15 protein-coding genes are annotated in these 15,945 nt (G+C 36.2%); 11 read left to right on the forward strand and 4 right to left on the reverse strand.

The annotated features are described in order from the left end of the window. Positions 1–2 precede the first annotated feature (2 nt). The 11 genes from hisC (at position 3) to ACZ2G0_RS10965 (ending at position 11,683) form a co-directional block, all read left to right on the forward strand. On the forward strand, positions 3–1,052 hold the full coding sequence (gene hisC, locus ACZ2G0_RS10915) for a histidinol-phosphate transaminase (RefSeq protein WP_470307672.1): 1,050 nt from the start codon (positions 3–5) through the stop codon (positions 1,050–1,052). A gap of 207 nt (positions 1,053–1,259) precedes the next feature. Beyond that, entirely contained in the window at positions 1,260–2,396 is a 1,137-nt protein-coding gene (hisB, locus tag ACZ2G0_RS10920; protein WP_173836361.1) for a bifunctional histidinol-phosphatase/imidazoleglycerol-phosphate dehydratase HisB, read from the forward strand. Between the two features lie 68 nt (positions 2,397–2,464). Further along, positions 2,465–3,046: an imidazole glycerol phosphate synthase subunit HisH gene (gene hisH, locus ACZ2G0_RS10925; RefSeq protein WP_470307673.1), complete on the forward strand. Its 582-nt coding sequence runs from the start codon at positions 2,465–2,467 to the stop codon at positions 3,044–3,046. A gap of 28 nt (positions 3,047–3,074) precedes the next feature. After that, positions 3,075–3,839, forward strand: a complete 765-nt coding sequence (hisA, locus tag ACZ2G0_RS10930) for a 1-(5-phosphoribosyl)-5-[(5-phosphoribosylamino)methylideneamino]imidazole-4-carboxamide isomerase (RefSeq protein ID WP_470307674.1) — start codon at positions 3,075–3,077, stop codon at positions 3,837–3,839. 99 nt (positions 3,840–3,938) lie between these two features. Beyond that, positions 3,939–4,694, forward strand: a complete 756-nt coding sequence (gene hisF / locus ACZ2G0_RS10935) for an imidazole glycerol phosphate synthase subunit HisF (RefSeq protein WP_470307675.1) — start codon at positions 3,939–3,941, stop codon at positions 4,692–4,694. A 44-nt stretch (positions 4,695–4,738) separates the two neighbouring features. Next, positions 4,739–5,338 carry a bifunctional phosphoribosyl-AMP cyclohydrolase/phosphoribosyl-ATP diphosphatase HisIE gene (gene hisIE, locus ACZ2G0_RS10940; RefSeq protein WP_470307676.1) on the forward strand — a complete coding sequence of 200 codons (600 nt, stop codon included), beginning with the start codon at positions 4,739–4,741 and terminating at the stop codon, positions 5,336–5,338. A 136-nt stretch (positions 5,339–5,474) separates the two neighbouring features. Continuing rightward, on the forward strand, positions 5,475–6,611 hold the full coding sequence (locus tag ACZ2G0_RS10945) for an alpha/beta hydrolase (RefSeq protein WP_470307677.1): 1,137 nt from the start codon (positions 5,475–5,477) through the stop codon (positions 6,609–6,611). Continuing rightward, the gene (locus tag ACZ2G0_RS10950) at positions 6,612–8,042 is read left to right on the forward strand and encodes a leucyl aminopeptidase family protein (RefSeq protein ID WP_470307678.1); all 1,431 of its coding nucleotides are present in this window, start codon (positions 6,612–6,614) and stop codon (positions 8,040–8,042) included. Between the two features lie 5 nt (positions 8,043–8,047). Then, complete coding sequence (locus ACZ2G0_RS10955) at positions 8,048–9,262, forward strand: ATP-grasp domain-containing protein (RefSeq protein WP_470307679.1); 1,215 nt, start codon at positions 8,048–8,050, stop codon at positions 9,260–9,262. A 41-nt stretch (positions 9,263–9,303) separates the two neighbouring features. Beyond that, positions 9,304–10,959, forward strand: a complete 1,656-nt coding sequence (locus tag ACZ2G0_RS10960) for a M1 family metallopeptidase (protein WP_470307680.1) — start codon at positions 9,304–9,306, stop codon at positions 10,957–10,959. A gap of 58 nt (positions 10,960–11,017) precedes the next feature. Then, positions 11,018–11,683, forward strand: a complete 666-nt coding sequence (locus ACZ2G0_RS10965; protein ID WP_470307681.1) for a DUF4240 domain-containing protein — start codon at positions 11,018–11,020, stop codon at positions 11,681–11,683. 2 nt (positions 11,684–11,685) lie between these two features. Here the strand turns inward: ACZ2G0_RS10965 and ACZ2G0_RS10970 are convergent, their stop codons facing one another. From ACZ2G0_RS10970 to ACZ2G0_RS10985, 4 genes are all read right to left on the reverse strand, one after another. Next, positions 11,686–12,879 carry a hypothetical protein gene (locus tag ACZ2G0_RS10970; protein ID WP_470307682.1) on the reverse strand — a complete coding sequence of 398 codons (1,194 nt, stop codon included), beginning with the start codon at positions 12,877–12,879 and terminating at the stop codon, positions 11,686–11,688. A 14-nt stretch (positions 12,880–12,893) separates the two neighbouring features. Then, positions 12,894–13,724, reverse strand: coding sequence for a type 1 glutamine amidotransferase (locus ACZ2G0_RS10975; RefSeq protein WP_470307683.1), 831 nt, complete (start codon positions 13,722–13,724; stop codon positions 12,894–12,896). A 42-nt stretch (positions 13,725–13,766) separates the two neighbouring features. Continuing rightward, positions 13,767–14,873, reverse strand: a complete 1,107-nt coding sequence (locus ACZ2G0_RS10980; RefSeq protein WP_470307684.1) for a carboxylate-amine ligase — start codon at positions 14,871–14,873, stop codon at positions 13,767–13,769. Between the two features lie 123 nt (positions 14,874–14,996). Continuing rightward, entirely contained in the window at positions 14,997–15,944 is a 948-nt protein-coding gene (locus ACZ2G0_RS10985) for an ATP-grasp domain-containing protein (protein ID WP_470307685.1), read from the reverse strand. Between the last annotated feature and the right edge of the window lies 1 nt (position 15,945).

The raw sequence follows: 15,945 nt of genomic DNA on the forward strand, positions 1-15,945 counted from the left end.
AAATGGAAAATTTCGATATAAATGATATAGTTCGCGAGAACGTCAAGACTATGAAACCGTATTCATCAGCTCGTGATGAGTTTAAGGATTTTGATGTGGCTCAAATGATTTTTTTGGATGCCAATGAAAATCCATACGAAAATGGCGTAAACCGTTATCCTGATCCGCAGCAAAGCAGTGTTAAAGCTGTTTTAGCGAAGCAAAGAAATCTTAAAGCGAATCAAGTTTTGTTAGGAAACGGAAGCGATGAAGTATTGGATTTACTATTTAGAGCTTTTTGCGAACCTAAAGTTGATAACGTAATTACTTTACCGCCAACATACGGAATGTATGGTGTTTTGGCTAACATTAATGCCGTAGAAAATAGAGAAGTTTTACTATCTCAAGATTTTCAGCCTGAGATCGATAAGATCCTGGCTGCGGTTGATGCAAATACAAAAATGCTATTTTTATGTTCACCAAATAACCCAACAGGAAATTCATTTGATGATGAAAGCATAGTAACCTTGCTAAAGAATTTCAAAGGATTAGTCGTTATTGATGAAGCGTATATTGATTTCTCAAAAAAGCCAAGTTGGTTGAACGAATTAGATGAATATCCAAATTTAGTGATTACACAAACGTTGTCAAAAGCGTATGGTTTGGCTGGAATTCGTTTGGGAATTTGTTACGCTTCTGCAGCGATTATTACGGTTTTAAACAAAATAAAGCCACCTTACAATGTGAATGAGTTGACACAACAAAGAGCATTAGAAAGACTGGCTGATAAAGAAAAAATACAATTAGAAATCGACTCTATTGTAATACAAAGAGACGATTTACTTAAAGTTTTAAGTGAAGTAAAATTTGTATCGAAAATTTATCCTACTGAAGCAAATTTTGTTTTAATAAAAGTGGATGATGCTAATAAAAGATACAATGAATTAATTCAAAAAGGTATCGTGATTCGGAACCGAACAACGCAACCGTTATGCGAAAACACCTTGCGTTTAACGATAGGTACTGCGGATGAAAATAAGATTTTAATGGAAGCCTTAAAAGCAATTGGCTAATTAGGAATAGAATTAAATTCACAATTTTATCGCAAAACGTTTTGCGTGAGGGATAGTAGTGGAGCTCTTTTTAGGACGGAGGAACGAAGGCCTAAAAAAGCGGGAACGAATAGCCCGACCCGTAGGGATACGCCCAAAAAAGAATACATATTATAAAAAATAACTAGGCTAAAGGGTAAAAGCTAGTAGCTAAAAGCATTCATATAAATGAAAAAAGTACTTTTTATCGATCGTGATGGAACGATCGTTTTGGAACCAGAAGGATACCAATTAGATAGTTTAAATAAATTAGAATTTTATCCAAAAGCATTTCAGTATTTGGCTAAAATTGCAACCGAATTAGAATACGAATTGGTGATGGTGACCAACCAAGACGGTCTGGGAACAGACAGTTTTCCGGAAGATACGTTTTGGCCAACGCAGAATTTCATTTTGAGAGCTTTCGAAAATGAAGGCGTTTTATTTGATGATATTTTTGTAGACCGTTCGTTTCCTGAAGATAATGCACCTACACGCAAGCCGAGAACGGGGATGTTGACTAAATACATCGATAATCCTGCTTATGATTTGGCTAACTCGTTTGTGTTAGGAGACCGATTGACAGATGTGGAATTGGCTAAAAATCTTGGAGCCAAAGCAATTTTTATGAATGAATCTGAAGGTGCAGGAAGCTCTGAAATCGCTTCTAAACGTGAGGAATTAGATGATGTGATTAGTTTACAATCTACAGATTGGAAAGTGATTTACGAGTTTTTGAAACTAGAAGCACGATCGGCTACGATTTCGAGAAAAACAAACGAGACGGATATCTACATTAACTTGAACCTTGATGGGACTGGGAAAAGCAAAATCGAAACCGGAATTGCTTTTTTTGATCACATGCTAGACCAAATCGCACGTCACGGGCAAATGGACTTAGAAATCAATGTAAAAGGAGACCTAGAAGTAGACGAGCATCACACGATTGAAGACACAGCAATTGCCTTAGGAGAAGTTTTTGCAAAAGCTTTAGGAAACAAGCTAGGGATTGAGCGTTATGGTTTTTGTTTACCAATGGACGACTGCTTAGCGCAAGTGGCGATTGACTTTGGAGGTAGAAACTGGTTGGTTTGGGAAACGGAATTCAAACGTGAGATGGTAGGGAAAATGCCAACAGAGATGTTCTTGCATTTCTTTAAATCATTCTCTGATGGAGCAAAAGCAAACATCAATATCAAAGCCGAAGGAGACAACGAGCACCACAAAATTGAGGCGATTTTTAAGGCTTTCGCTAAAGCGATAAAAGTTGCCGTAAAACGCGATACTGAGAAAATGATTTTACCTAGTACGAAAGGGATGTTGTAATAGCTATGGGCTATCGGCCATGGGCAATCTGCTCAAAGCCGAAAGCTCAAAGCTGAAAGCCTAAATAAATGAAATTAGTAATTATAAATTACGGAGCAGGAAATATTCAAAGCATTATGTTTGCCATTGAAAGATTGGGATACAAAGCGGTTTTGAGTAATGATCCAGCCGAGATTAAGGCAGCGGATAAAGTAATTTTTCCGGGTGTGGGTGAAGCGAGTTCAGCGATGAAAATGCTATTGGCGAGTGGTTTGGATGCGTTGATTCCAACATTGACGCAGCCTGTATTAGGAATTTGCCTTGGAATGCAGTTGATGTGTAACAAAACCGAAGAAGGAAATACGAAAGGATTGGGAATTTTTGACGTTGATGTGCTTAAATTTTCATCGAAAGTAAAAGTGCCGCAAATGGGTTGGAATACGATTTACAATTTGAAATCAGATTTGTTTAAAGACATTTCAGAAAACGAGTACATGTATCTAGTACACAGTTTCTATGCTCCTAATTGCGCTGAATCGATTGCCACGACCAATTACGAACTAGAATATGCTTCGGCCCTGCAAAAAAACAATTTCTACGGAACCCAATTTCACCCAGAAAAAAGTGGTGATGTAGGGGAGAAAATTCTTGGGAATTTTCTGCAACTTTAAACTTTAAACCTGAAACTAAAAAGAAATCATGCGTATTATACCAGCAATAGATATCATCGACGGAAAATGTGTTCGCTTATCAAAAGGCGATTACAACACCAAAATTATATACAATGAAAACCCGCTAGAAGTAGCCAAGGAATTTGAAGCGCACGGAATTGAATATTTGCACTTAGTAGATCTTGACGGAGCGAAATCGAGCAAAATCGTCAACTATAAAATTCTGGAGCAAATTGCGAGTCAAACGAGTTTGAAAATCGATTTTGGTGGTGGCTTAAAGTCGGATGCCGATTTAAAAATTGCTTTTGAAAGTGGTGCGAACCAAATCACAGGTGGAAGTATTGCTGTAAAAAATAGAGCGATTTTCGAAAAATGGATCGCTGAATATGGTGCTGATAAAATTATCCTTGGAGCAGATGCGAATAACGAAAAAGTAGCTGTTTCAGGATGGTTAGAAGAATCAGATCAGGAGTTGGTTCCTTTTATTCAAGGGTATCAAGAAAAAGGAATTCAGTATGTTATTTGTACTGATATTGCCAAAGACGGAATGCTCGAAGGACCTAGTTTTGATTTATATGCTAAAATATTGAAGTCTTGTAATGTCACTTCGAGCTTGTCAGCTCGAGCGGAGTCGAGAGGCGAGATTAAATTAATCGCTTCAGGTGGAATTTCGACCTTTGATGAATTACCTAAGTTAGCGGAATTAGGTTGTGAGGGAACCATTATTGGTAAAGCGATTTACGAAGGAAGGATTTCGATGAAACAACTAGAAAACTACATATTAAATAAATAGATTATTGCGCAAAGACACGCAAAGGTAACACCAAGATTCGCTAAGAATTTTGTGGGACTCTGTGTAAACTCTGCGAATCTCTGTGTAACAAAGAACGAAATGCTTACGAAAAGAATAATACCCTGTTTAGATATAAAGAATGGACGTACCGTTAAAGGCGTAAATTTTGTAGATTTGCGTGATGCTGGTGATCCGGTAGAATTAGCGAAGATCTATTCGAATGAAGGAGCTGATGAATTGGTTTTTTTGGACATATCAGCAACGGAAGAACGCCGAAAAACCTTAGTGAATTTGGTTCGTGAAGTGGCAGCTACAATTAATATTCCGTTTACTGTGGGTGGTGGAATCTCCTCTGTAGCCGATGTGGAAGTGTTGTTGCAAAACGGAGCAGATAAAGTTTCGATTAACTCATCAGCAATAAAAAATCCGCAGTTGATTAATGATTTGGCTAGTAAATTTGGAAGCCAATGCGTGGTTGTTGCCATTGATGCGAAACAAATCGACGGACAATGGATCGTGCATTTAATGGGTGGAAAAGTACCCACAGAACTGAATTTATTTGACTGGGCAGTTGAAGTAGCCGCGAGAGGAGCAGGTGAAATCTTGTTTACCTCGATGGATAACGACGGAACAAAAAATGGTTTTGCTAATGAAGCTTTGGCTAAATTATCAACTTTGATTAATATTCCGATAATCGCTTCAGGTGGTGCTGGAAACATGCAACATTTTGTAGATAGTTTCACCGAAGGAAAAGCAGATGCCGCTTTAGCCGCAAGTGTATTTCACTTTAAAGAGATTGAAATTAAAACGTTGAAAGAAGAACTTAAAAACAATAAAATAGCAGTTAGACTCTAAACTTTAATTTAGACATTTGACTTTATAACTTTAGACTCGTAAAAATGAACATAGATTTTTCAAAAAATACAGACGGCTTAATTCCGGTAATTATACAAGACAGTGAAACTAAAGCAGTTTTAATGTTGGGTTACATGAATGCAGAGGCGTACCAAAAAACAATTGATACTCAAAAAGTAACTTTTTTTAGTCGCTCCAAGCAAAGACTTTGGACCAAAGGCGAGGAAAGTGGTAACTTTTTGAACTTAGTAGATATTAAAAACGATTGTGATGGCGATACGTTATTGATCCAAGCAAAACCCGTAGGTCCTACCTGTCATACAGGAGCCGATACGTGCTGGCAAACAGCCAACAAAGGGGATTATGGATTTATTTCTACTCTTGAGGAAACCATTAAAACAAGAAGAGAAAATGCAGACTCTGAGAAAAGTTATGTGGCTTCCTTGTTTAAGTTAGGAATGAATAAAATTGCTCAAAAAGTAGGAGAGGAAGCGGTAGAAGTAGTAATAGAAGCACTTGATAACAAAGATGATCTATTCTTGAGCGAAAGTGCCGACTTGTTATTTCACTATTTAATTTTGCTTCAAGCAAAAGGATTTGAATTAGAAGATGTGGTTAAAGTTTTAAAAAGCCGTCAAAAATAAATTATTGAATAGACTATAAATAAAGTCACTACCCATTAATGAAGTAATTCGTTAATGGGTTTTGTTTTTTCTTTCATTTAAGGTTTCAATCCACTATATTTACTCATACAATATTTAAAATACCACATTTTTTATTATGACTACTGATCAATTAACAATTAGTACCAATTATAACAATTCTACTATCGAAACGAGCTTACATATTGTTCTAACCACTGATCAAGATGATGATCGTCCCGTTTATCTTGCGGGTAATTTTAATAGTTGGCATACACAGGACAGCGCTTTTTTGATGGAAAAAATAGGAAGTGGGACGTATCACTTTGCATTTCCTGAGAATTTTGAATATCCCGAAACCTTGTTGTATAAATTTACAAAAGGAGATTGGAGTGAGGTCGAAATTGATGAGAATGAAAATATTACAGGTAATAGAGCCACAACGAAGCATGTTGGACTGCAAAAAGAACATGTAAGTAAATGGAGAAGAAATTGGTTACCGTTTAAACCCAATTTTTTACCAAAAATAGTATTGATATCTGATGAATTTGAAATTCCGCAATTAAGTAAAACTAGAAAAATATGGGCGCTATTACCGCACGACTACGATAGTTCAACGGAGAGCTATCCTGTAATGTACTTGCAAGATGCACAAAACTTATTTAATGAAGAGGCAGAGTATGGCAACTGGGAGATCGATAAGAAACTCGCTGTAATGAGTGAATATAAAATCGGTAAAATTATCATTATAGCTATTGAACATGCAGAAGAAGATCGCATAAAAGAATACAATGTTGGTACAACTATTTTAGGTAAGGGTCAAGGGAAAAAATATATTAAGTTCTTAACTGAAACACTAAAGCCATTTGTGGATGTTACCTTCCGAACAAAAAAAGACAGAGACCATACCGGAATCGGCGGCAGCTCTATGGGAGGATTAATAAGTATTTTTAGTGGCTTGCGCTATCCTGAAATTTTTGGACGTTTGATGATTTTTTCACCTTCTTTATGGGTAAAACCCGATATGAAAATCAAAGTAGAAGATGATAGAAATACCGATACCAAAATCTATTTGTATGCTGGTGGAGACGAGAGCGAAACAATGATTTCACATGTAAAAGAGTTTAAAAACCGCATTGTGGCAAGTCAGTTTGTTAAAGATAAAATGAAAATTAATTTGAGTATTAATTCTGAAGGAAAGCATTCTGAGACCTATTGGAGCGATGAGTTTCCAAAAGCAATCGAGTGGCTTTTTTTTAGCACTAAAGAAAATTAAATGAAAATAAAAGCAATTGAGAATTTAGAAAATTTTACAGGAACGGTCATCGTTCCCGTTTTTGAAACCAGTTCTAAAAATATCGTTCCTATCTCATTTGAGGGAATAGAAATTTCTTCGAAGGTATTTTTTGGTAAATCAAACAGCCATTACCTAATAGAAAAAAATAATGTGGTTTATTTGTTTGTCGGGTTAGGTAAAAAAAACACTTATAAATCCTTAAAAACTACTTTTCGTAGCATATCTCAAAAACTGCAAGAGCTTTTGACGCATCAGGTGGTGCTTCACTTTCCTGACGATTTCATTGATGATCAAGTAGAGGCAGTAGTTTCAGGTTTGTTTTTAGGAACCTATAGCTTAGGACATTTTAAGAAAAAGGAAGGACACCCGTTTTTGAATGCAGAATTTGATTTAAAAATATTGTCAACTACCAATTATGATTTGGTTGTAGCAAAGGCGATAAAAATAGCTAATGCACAGTTAGAGGTCCTTTCGCTCGTGGATCTTCCACCTAATACGGTAACACCCAAGTACCTTGGAATTTGGGCAAAAGAAAAAGGAGATCAACATGGTTTTGAGGTTCAAATTCTTGGTCGAGAAGCAGCAAAAATTGAGGGATTGGGTGCTTTTTTAGCTGTTGGTCAAGGTAGTGAAAATGAACCCCAGTTTGTCATCATGAATTACAGTCCTAAAGACAGTACTGCAGTGGTTAAACATGTAGGATTGGTAGGTAAAGGTGTTACTTTTGATACAGGAGGACTTAATATTAAAACTGCTGGTATGTTGCACATGAAGTGTGATATGGCGGGAGGTGCGGCTGTTTTTGGAGCTATGCAGTTAATCGCTGATTTACAATTACCTATTAAAGTGACAGCAATTGTTCCTTGTACGGAAAATTCAGTAAGTGCTAAAGCTTTTTTGCCAAGTGATGTAATTAAAAGTTACAGTGGTCATTCGATTGAAATCATTGATACTGATGCCGAAGGGAGATTAATATTGGCAGACGGAATAGCATATATGCTAAAGAATTACAAGCCCGATTATATGGTGGATATTGCTACGCTGACCGGTAGTAGTGTCGGAACTTTTGGTTACGAATGTGGTGCCCTGTTTACCAATAATGAAACCGTTTCAAAACAATTACAAGAAGCTGGAGATGCAATTGGCGAACGATTATGGCCATTACCATTATGGGATAGCTACACCCAAGATATAGAAAGCGATATTGCCGATGTAAAAAATTACAGCGGAAAACCAGTAGCTGGTGCAATTAGTGCAGCTAAGTTTTTAGAATTTTTTACCGAGAAACATACTGCTTGGGCACATTTAGATATTGCAGGAGTCGCTTTTGGCGATGATGAATTTGCAAAAAGTAAGCATGCTACTGCGTATGGCGTTCATTTATTAACTAAATTCATTGAAAATTTATAGACCTTATGGAAAACGCTAAAACCTTCATCTGTATTTCAAATTATTTCAAAGGAGCCGATTTTTTGACGCACCTAAAAAGTTTAGGAAACAAGGTATACCTCATAACTAGCGAAAAGTTAAAGGATAAACCGTGGCCACATGACGCCATTGAGGAAATATTTTATATGCAAGGTCAAGATATTGACTGGAATTTAGAGCATTTATTACTAGGTGTTGGCAATCTTATGACAGCAAACAAAATTGACGCAATCATAGCATTAGATGATTATGATGTTGAAAAAGCTACTTATCTAAGAGAAAATTTACGTATCGATGGAATGGGGCAGACTACTGGTCGTTATTTTAGAGATAAATTAGCGATGCGAATGCGAGCTAAAAGTTATGGCATTTCTAATCCCGCTTTTTGCTCTTTGTTCAACGATCATGATATTAATACGTTTGCAGATACGGTACCCGCTCCTTGGGTTTTAAAACCAAGATCGGAAGCTTCTGCTTCAGGAATTATCAAAATACAGGACAAGGAAACCCTATGGATTACTATTAACGAGATGGGCAATAACCGATTCAAATACTTGTTAGAGCAATTTAAACCAGGTGCCGTATACCACTGTGACAGTTTGATTTTAGATAAAAAAGTAATTTTTAGTCTGAGCTCAAAATATTTAGCGACTCCAATGGAAATATCGCAGGGTGGAGGTGTTTTTAGAAGTTCCAACATTCCTTATGGATCGGAGGATGACAAAGCAATTAAAAAAATAAATGAAGAAGTTTTAAAGGGATTTGGCTTAAAACATGGTACGGCTCATACGGAGTTTATAAAGTGCGATGAAGATGGCAAAATCTACTTTTTAGAAACTTCCTCAAGAGTAGGTGGTGCGCATCTAGCCGAAATGGTCGATGCGGCATCCAATATCAATTTATGGAAGGAATGGGCTGCAATCGAAGATGCTTTGGTCAAAGAAAAAAAATACAAATTGCCAAAAATCAAAAAAGAATACGCGGGAATTGTCTTGACTCTATCTAAAGATCAAAAACCAGATTTATCGTCTTTCTCTGATCCGGAAGTTTGCTTTACTGTTCCACTTGACTATCATGCAGGCTTGATTGTCCAATCTAAAGACAGCGGTCGCGTTTTAGAGCTATTAAACTCTTATACGGATCGATTAACTCGTGATTTCTCAGCAGTGGTGGCACAAGAAAAAGTAACAAAATTACATTAGTAGTCGGCACTTTTTAAAAATTATATTCTATTAAATAGTTCATGAAAAAATATATTATATCGCTTGTTGTTCTCTTTTGTTTAACACAAAGCACCAAAGCGCAGGGACTTCTGTCTAAATCAGAAATTCACTTCAGTAGGCAAGACTCACTAAGAGGATGTATTACTAAGGAACGGGCTTGGTGGGATTTAAAGTACTATCATTTGGATGTAAAAGTCAATCCTAAGGACAGTACAATTACAGGGTCTAACACAATCAAATATACGGTTTTAGAGTCTTATCAAACGATGCAAATTGACTTGCAACAACCAATGGCTATTAGTAGAGTGGTTCAAAATGGAGTTGATTTAAAATTCAGTCGAGAAGGTAATGCCTATTTTATTTCGATGGTATATCCGCAAAAAGTAGGTGCGACGAATGAAGTTGTTGTGTTTTACGGTGGAAAACCTAAGGTAGCTGTCAATCCACCTTGGGATGGCGGAATTACTTGGAAAAAAGATACTAACGGTAAATTATTTATTGCTTCTTCGTGCCAAGGTTTGGGAGCAAGTGTTTGGTGGCCCAATAAAGACCATATGTATGACGAAGTTGAAAATATGCTCATTAGTGTGAACGTTCCTGGGGATTTGATTGATGTTTCTAATGGCCGTTTGCAAAGCGTACAAAAATTAAAAGATGGAACGAAAACGTACAATTGGTACGTGGCTAATCCTATCAATAATTATGGCGTAAATATCAATATTGGTGATTATGTTTCGTTTTCAGAAAAATACAAAGGAGAAAAAGGAGCTTTAGACTGTACTTATTATGTTTTAAGGGATAATTTGGCTAAAGCCAAAGTGCAATTTAAAGATGTACCTCGCATGTTGCAAGCTTTTGAACATTGGTTTGGACCTTACCCTTTTTATGAAGATAGCTATAAATTAGTAGAAGCTCCTTATTTAGGCATGGAACACCAAAGTTCAGTTACTTACGGTAATGGCTTTAAAAATGGTTATCGCGGAAGAGATTTAAGCGGTACTGGCTGGGGACTAAAATTTGATTTTATTATCATTCATGAATCAGGGCATGAGTGGTTTGCCAATAATATTACTTACAAGGATATTGCTGATATGTGGATTCATGAGAGTTTCACTAACTATTCTGAAAGTTTATTTTTGGAATATTTTTACGGAAAAGAGGCTGGTTATACGTACGTAAGAGGGATTAGAAAAAACATTCAAAATGACAAACCCATTATTGGTCAGTATAATGTCAATAATGAAGGATCCAGCGATATGTATTACAAGGGAGCAAATATGCTGCATACCTTACGTCAAATTGTGAATGATGATGCCAAGTGGCGTACCATTTTAAGAGGTTTAAATAGTACTTTTTATCATCAAACAGTCACAACGAAACAAATTGAGGATTATTTATCTGCAGAAGCAGGCATTGATTTATCAACCTTCTTTAATCAGTACTTGAGAGATACTAGGATTCCGACACTTGAATATTTTCTAAAAGATAAAACAGTAGGCTATCGATGGACCAATTGTGTCGCGGGGTTTACTATGCGAGTAAAAGTTCAAGTTAACGGGCAAGAACAATGGTTAGCTCCTACAACAGAATGGAAATCAATAGCGATTGACCAAGACGAGTTAAAATTAAACGTTAATAAAAATTTTTATGTAGCAAGCTTTGATATTACCGAATAAAATATACTAATTTTAACCTCGGAAAATTAATGTCCAACTGGTAAGAAGCAAAACGATTATGAAAAATACAACCTCTTTATTGTGTTCTTTTTTATTAATAACTACACTTACTTTTGCGCAAAACAGCAGTTCTCAAAAGGTTGAGCCTGAAAGCACGATCAAAGACTCACTTTCGATTGCAGTCTCAAGCGAAATGCTTGACGAAGAAGTCTATTGGGGAATTATAGAGCATTCACTTAAAGAAAGTACCAATCCCGAAGATCAAGAAATTTACCTTGTTAATGAAATCGAGAAACTGTCACCTAAAGAAATGATTGGCTTTAGATTGCGAACGGATAAATTGCTATTTGATTCCTATACCTCTGATTTGTGGTGCGCCGCTTATATTATGGACGGTGGTTGTAGCGATGACGGTTTTGAATACTTTAGGTGTTGGCTAATTTCCCGAGGGAAAGATACTTTTTATAAAGCTAAAGCAAATCCTGATTCCTTAATTGATTTAGTAAAAGAGGAGCAAGGAATCTATGAGTTTGAAGGTTTTTGGTATGTTGCTGTAAACGCTTTTAAAAATGCTACTGATAAAGAGTTGTACTCTTATATCGATTATGATGCTTTTGTAACTAATGACGAAAACTATCCGCTACTTAATTTTACTTGGAACGTAGACGAACCACAAAGTATGAAAAAAGTATGTCCGCAATTGTATGATAAATTGTGGAAATAGCGTTATTCTCTTTCGAATAGACCAATAGTTCCTCCAACCCAGTCTTTGTCCTTGTTGAATTTTACCCCTATCATTTCGCCGCGGCTTAGTCGCACAAGATTGCACAGTAGCGTAGGCGCTGCATCTCCTTTTTTCCAAGTACATAAAACCCGAACCTCGGCTTTAACTTTTCCTTCAGGTGATTGAACAATCGGGCTGTAGTGTACTTTTTTCTGTAAAATATAAAGCTCTTTCTCTACCACAGCTTCAATATCTTCTTTTTTAACATGGAAAATAACACCGGAACCTGAGAATGAAAATAGTGGCTTTAAAACATAATTTTCTAAATCTTCAGGAATAGACTCGAGTTCACTTAACAAAGTAGATTCGATAAAATAGTTCCCTTTTAAAAAGGGTAATATAAACTTACTAATTCTGAAAAACCAATTCGGATGACCGGCCCATTCTACCTCTAACTCATCTGTGAAATGAAAATTCAGTTTTAGATCGGTTCGTAAATCCAATTCATCAAAAATAACCCGATTGTATATTCGTTTCACCAAGACTTCCTTTCCGTCTTCATTAGTGTAAAAAAGTTGTTTTCCTTTTTTAATAATTTCAGTTACACATACAACGGGGATACCGATATCTCGTTTGCAGTAATAAAAATCAATTTTGGTATTTTGTTTTTCAGGCTCAATTTCAAGAAGAATTACGTTTTCTTTTGGATGTTTATTGCAAATAACTTCTTCCAGATGATGTAAATATTCGGTTTCAGTTCTGTCATTAAAAAAGGGAGTAAATGCTTCAAGAAACGAATACTGCTTTTTAAATTTAGTATATAAATTTTGCTGATAGTTGTAAAGTGAAGGAAACCCTTGCACTTCAATTAATTTAGGGAGTATTGCTCCGTCTTCTTCACAAATTCCAAAATCAATAGCTAGAAAAGTAGTGTGCTCATCTTCATTAGGAACGCTGTGATTTAATTCTAATGATTTGTTTGTAAGCTCTTTAAATCGCTCTGACTGAATAAAAGCTATAACTTGTTCTGAACCTTCTACAAGTTGCTTTTTCAGTTCTTTAGAGATAAAGAAAGGCGTTTCAGCTATTCGAAAAGTAGGCAAATAATCGAAATCTGATGCAATATCATTTTTGAATTCTTGATATTTTTCAGCAGTGAATTGTGAATTGAAAAGATTTCGATAGCTACTAATCATGTATGGTACAGCGGTTAATTAGACATTGTTTTCTTTGTTTTGATCAAGTCATTGATTGCCGTTCGTAAAAAATTTGGAATCAACGTTTCATTTGTTTTGTAAATTTTATCATCGTCTAGAAGTTCTTCCAGCATGTTTCGGAACTTTCGTTTTCCTTTCATGGCTCTAATTTTATCTTTGGCTTCTTTGTTTCGAAGGTGTGCGATAAAACTAATTGGATCTGCTTCAGGGTGGAATTGCGTTCCCACGAAATAATCGGTAAAACGCACAGCCATGATAGCGCGTTCATACTGCACATGGTCTCTAATTTTTTCTAAGGAAATAATCGTAGCGCCTTTTTTCTTGAACACATTCAAATTAGGCTGAACCACTTGATAATCTCTCGAATCAATTGCATAAAATGGATCTGCTAATCCTTGAAATAAAGGATCGTTCATTCCGTCTTTGGTTTTATGCATGGTCATTACACCAAAAGAGGTATCATTTCTTTTAGTTATTTCGGCTAAGCCAAAATGTTTACAGGCCATTTGAAAAGAATGACAAATGAATAAAACGTGTTTTTTAACCTCGTTCTCCGTATTCCATTTAGTCAAACTATCAATAAATGCATAGTAGTTAACATCCCAAGTTCCATCACCTTCAAGCGGATTTCCAGGTCCACCAGTCGAAATATAAATATCGTATTTTTTTATATCTGGTAATTCACATTTTCCTCGAACGTCAAATATTTTGAAATCTACAATTGGTTCGAATCTGCTTATAATATCAATTATACAACGCATTCCTTGGTTAGGAACGCCATTGTACATGTCTAAAAGAGCAATAGTAATTTTTTTAGTATTCATTTTTCATGCTTAATTTTCAAAGCGCAAAGATAACCTATATATTTATAAACCCTTTGTAAATTCCCCTGTTATAAAGTCAACGACTTTTGTCAAGTCATTCGTTTGTTCAAAAACGGCTAATTGTTTGGCAGCACCTGTTCCGTTTTTTAATATTTGATGCACATAATTAATGTGATCTCTACTGCCCAATTCATCAACAACATCATCAACAAACTCGAGTAATTCGATCAGTAAAATTCGTGTTTCCACTTCTTTTTGAAGACCAAAATCAATCATGGAACCTTCGATTCCGTAGCGCGCCGCTCTAAATTTATTTTCCTTGATTAAGGCAGGTCGATATACATTAAAACTCATGTTGTGCATATTGAGTTTGTATAACTTGGCAACAACGGCCTGAATTACAGATACAATACACATCGTCTCTTTAACCGTTAAACTCATATCACAAATACGAAATTCAATGGTGTCATAAAATGGATGCAATCGTAAGTCCCACCATATTTTTTTTGGATTATCGATACATTTGGTTTTAACCAATGTTTCTAAGAAATTATCGTAGGAGGAAACCGAATCAAAATATTCAGGTAAGCCGGTTCGTGGAAATTTATCAAAAACTTTTGTTCGAAATGATTTATAACCTGTTTGTCGCCCTTCCCAAAAAGGAGAATTGGTTGATAGTGCAAAAATATGGGGTAAAAAGTAGCACGCCTGATTCATTAATTGCAAACCAATTTCTCGATTTTCAATTCCAACATGACAGTGCATTCCAAAAATTAAATTAGAACGTGCGGCATCTTGCATTTCATTCACAATCATGTGATACCGAGGATCATCCGTAATAGGTTGGTCTTGCCATTTCGAAAAAGGATGTGTTCCTGCGCCACCCACAATTAAATCTTGCTTGTCAGCTAGTTCCACTATTTTAGAACGCAAAAACTTAATTTCTTTTTCGGCTTCATGAACATTTTTGCAAATATTCGTTCCCACTTCTACCACCGATTGGTGCATTTCGGATTTTACTTGCTCATTCAAAATGATTTTAGCTCCATCGACTATTTTGGATAAATGCGAGCGCAAATCTCTAGTTTCGGGATCAATAATTTGATACTCTTCCTCTACACCAAGAGTAAAAACGGGTAATTTTTTCATCTTTATTTTTTTTGAAGCTGTTTCCTGCTATCCGTTGCAATCTAGTTCGCCTTCCCGATAAATACCGGGAGGCGTACTAGGATTTTCTCTTCTATCAGGGCTAGGCATTAGGTTTACAAAAAACTATTTAGATCCTACAGCATCTTTCATAAAAGTTCCCCAAGTCAAGTTGACTTTTCCTGGTTTTTGTTTTTTTGCGGCAGCAATAGCCATTTTAGCGGATTCTTCAACTACCCATTCGAAGTTTTCAGCTCCTACTGAGTTTACATCCGCGTCAGGTGCTGGATTTCCAAAATCAATAGCATAAGGAATACCATCACGGACAGCAAATTCTACTGTATTAAAATCGTAGCCTAACCCTTTGCACAGGCGTAAAGTATAGTCTTTAATAGTTGCTAGCAACTTTTTATCTACCGGCGGTCCATCTAAAACATAGCGTAGGTGTGGCTCGTTGCGGGGTTCGTACTGCATTATTTTTACCGCTTTACAACCCAAGCAATACACTCTAAAGTATTCAGTAAAGACAATTTCTTCCTGTAATAGCATTACCAATTGCCCTGTCTCTTGATGTTTTTGCCAGAACTCTTCTTTGTTTTCTAATCGGTATACATTTTTCCATCCTCCACCTGAATAAGGCTTCATGTAAGCAGGAAATTTGATATAGTCAAAAATGGCATCCCAATTCATTGGGTATTTTAAGTTGCGAAAAGATTTTCCAGTCGTGTCAGTAGGATGCTCTGCTGATGGCAGTATAACCGTATTAGGCAAAGGAACGCCTAAAGTATCCGCCAAGGCATTATTAAAAAATTTATCATCAGCACTCCACCAAAACGGATTATTGATCACATTCGTTCCTGTAAGTGCGGCATTTTTTAGATAAGCTCTATAAAAGGGTACATCTTGTGATATACGATCGATAATAACGGCATAATCGCCTCCTTTGTTTTGGACGACCATATCGATGCTAACCGCTTCCGCTACTATATCTTTCTCGTTTTTTGAATTGACTCTATCGATAAATGCCTGCGGGAAGGTATCTTCCATCCCAAATAATATTCCAATTTTTTTCATT

This window comes from Flavobacterium sp. KKT103 (assembly GCF_055640565.1).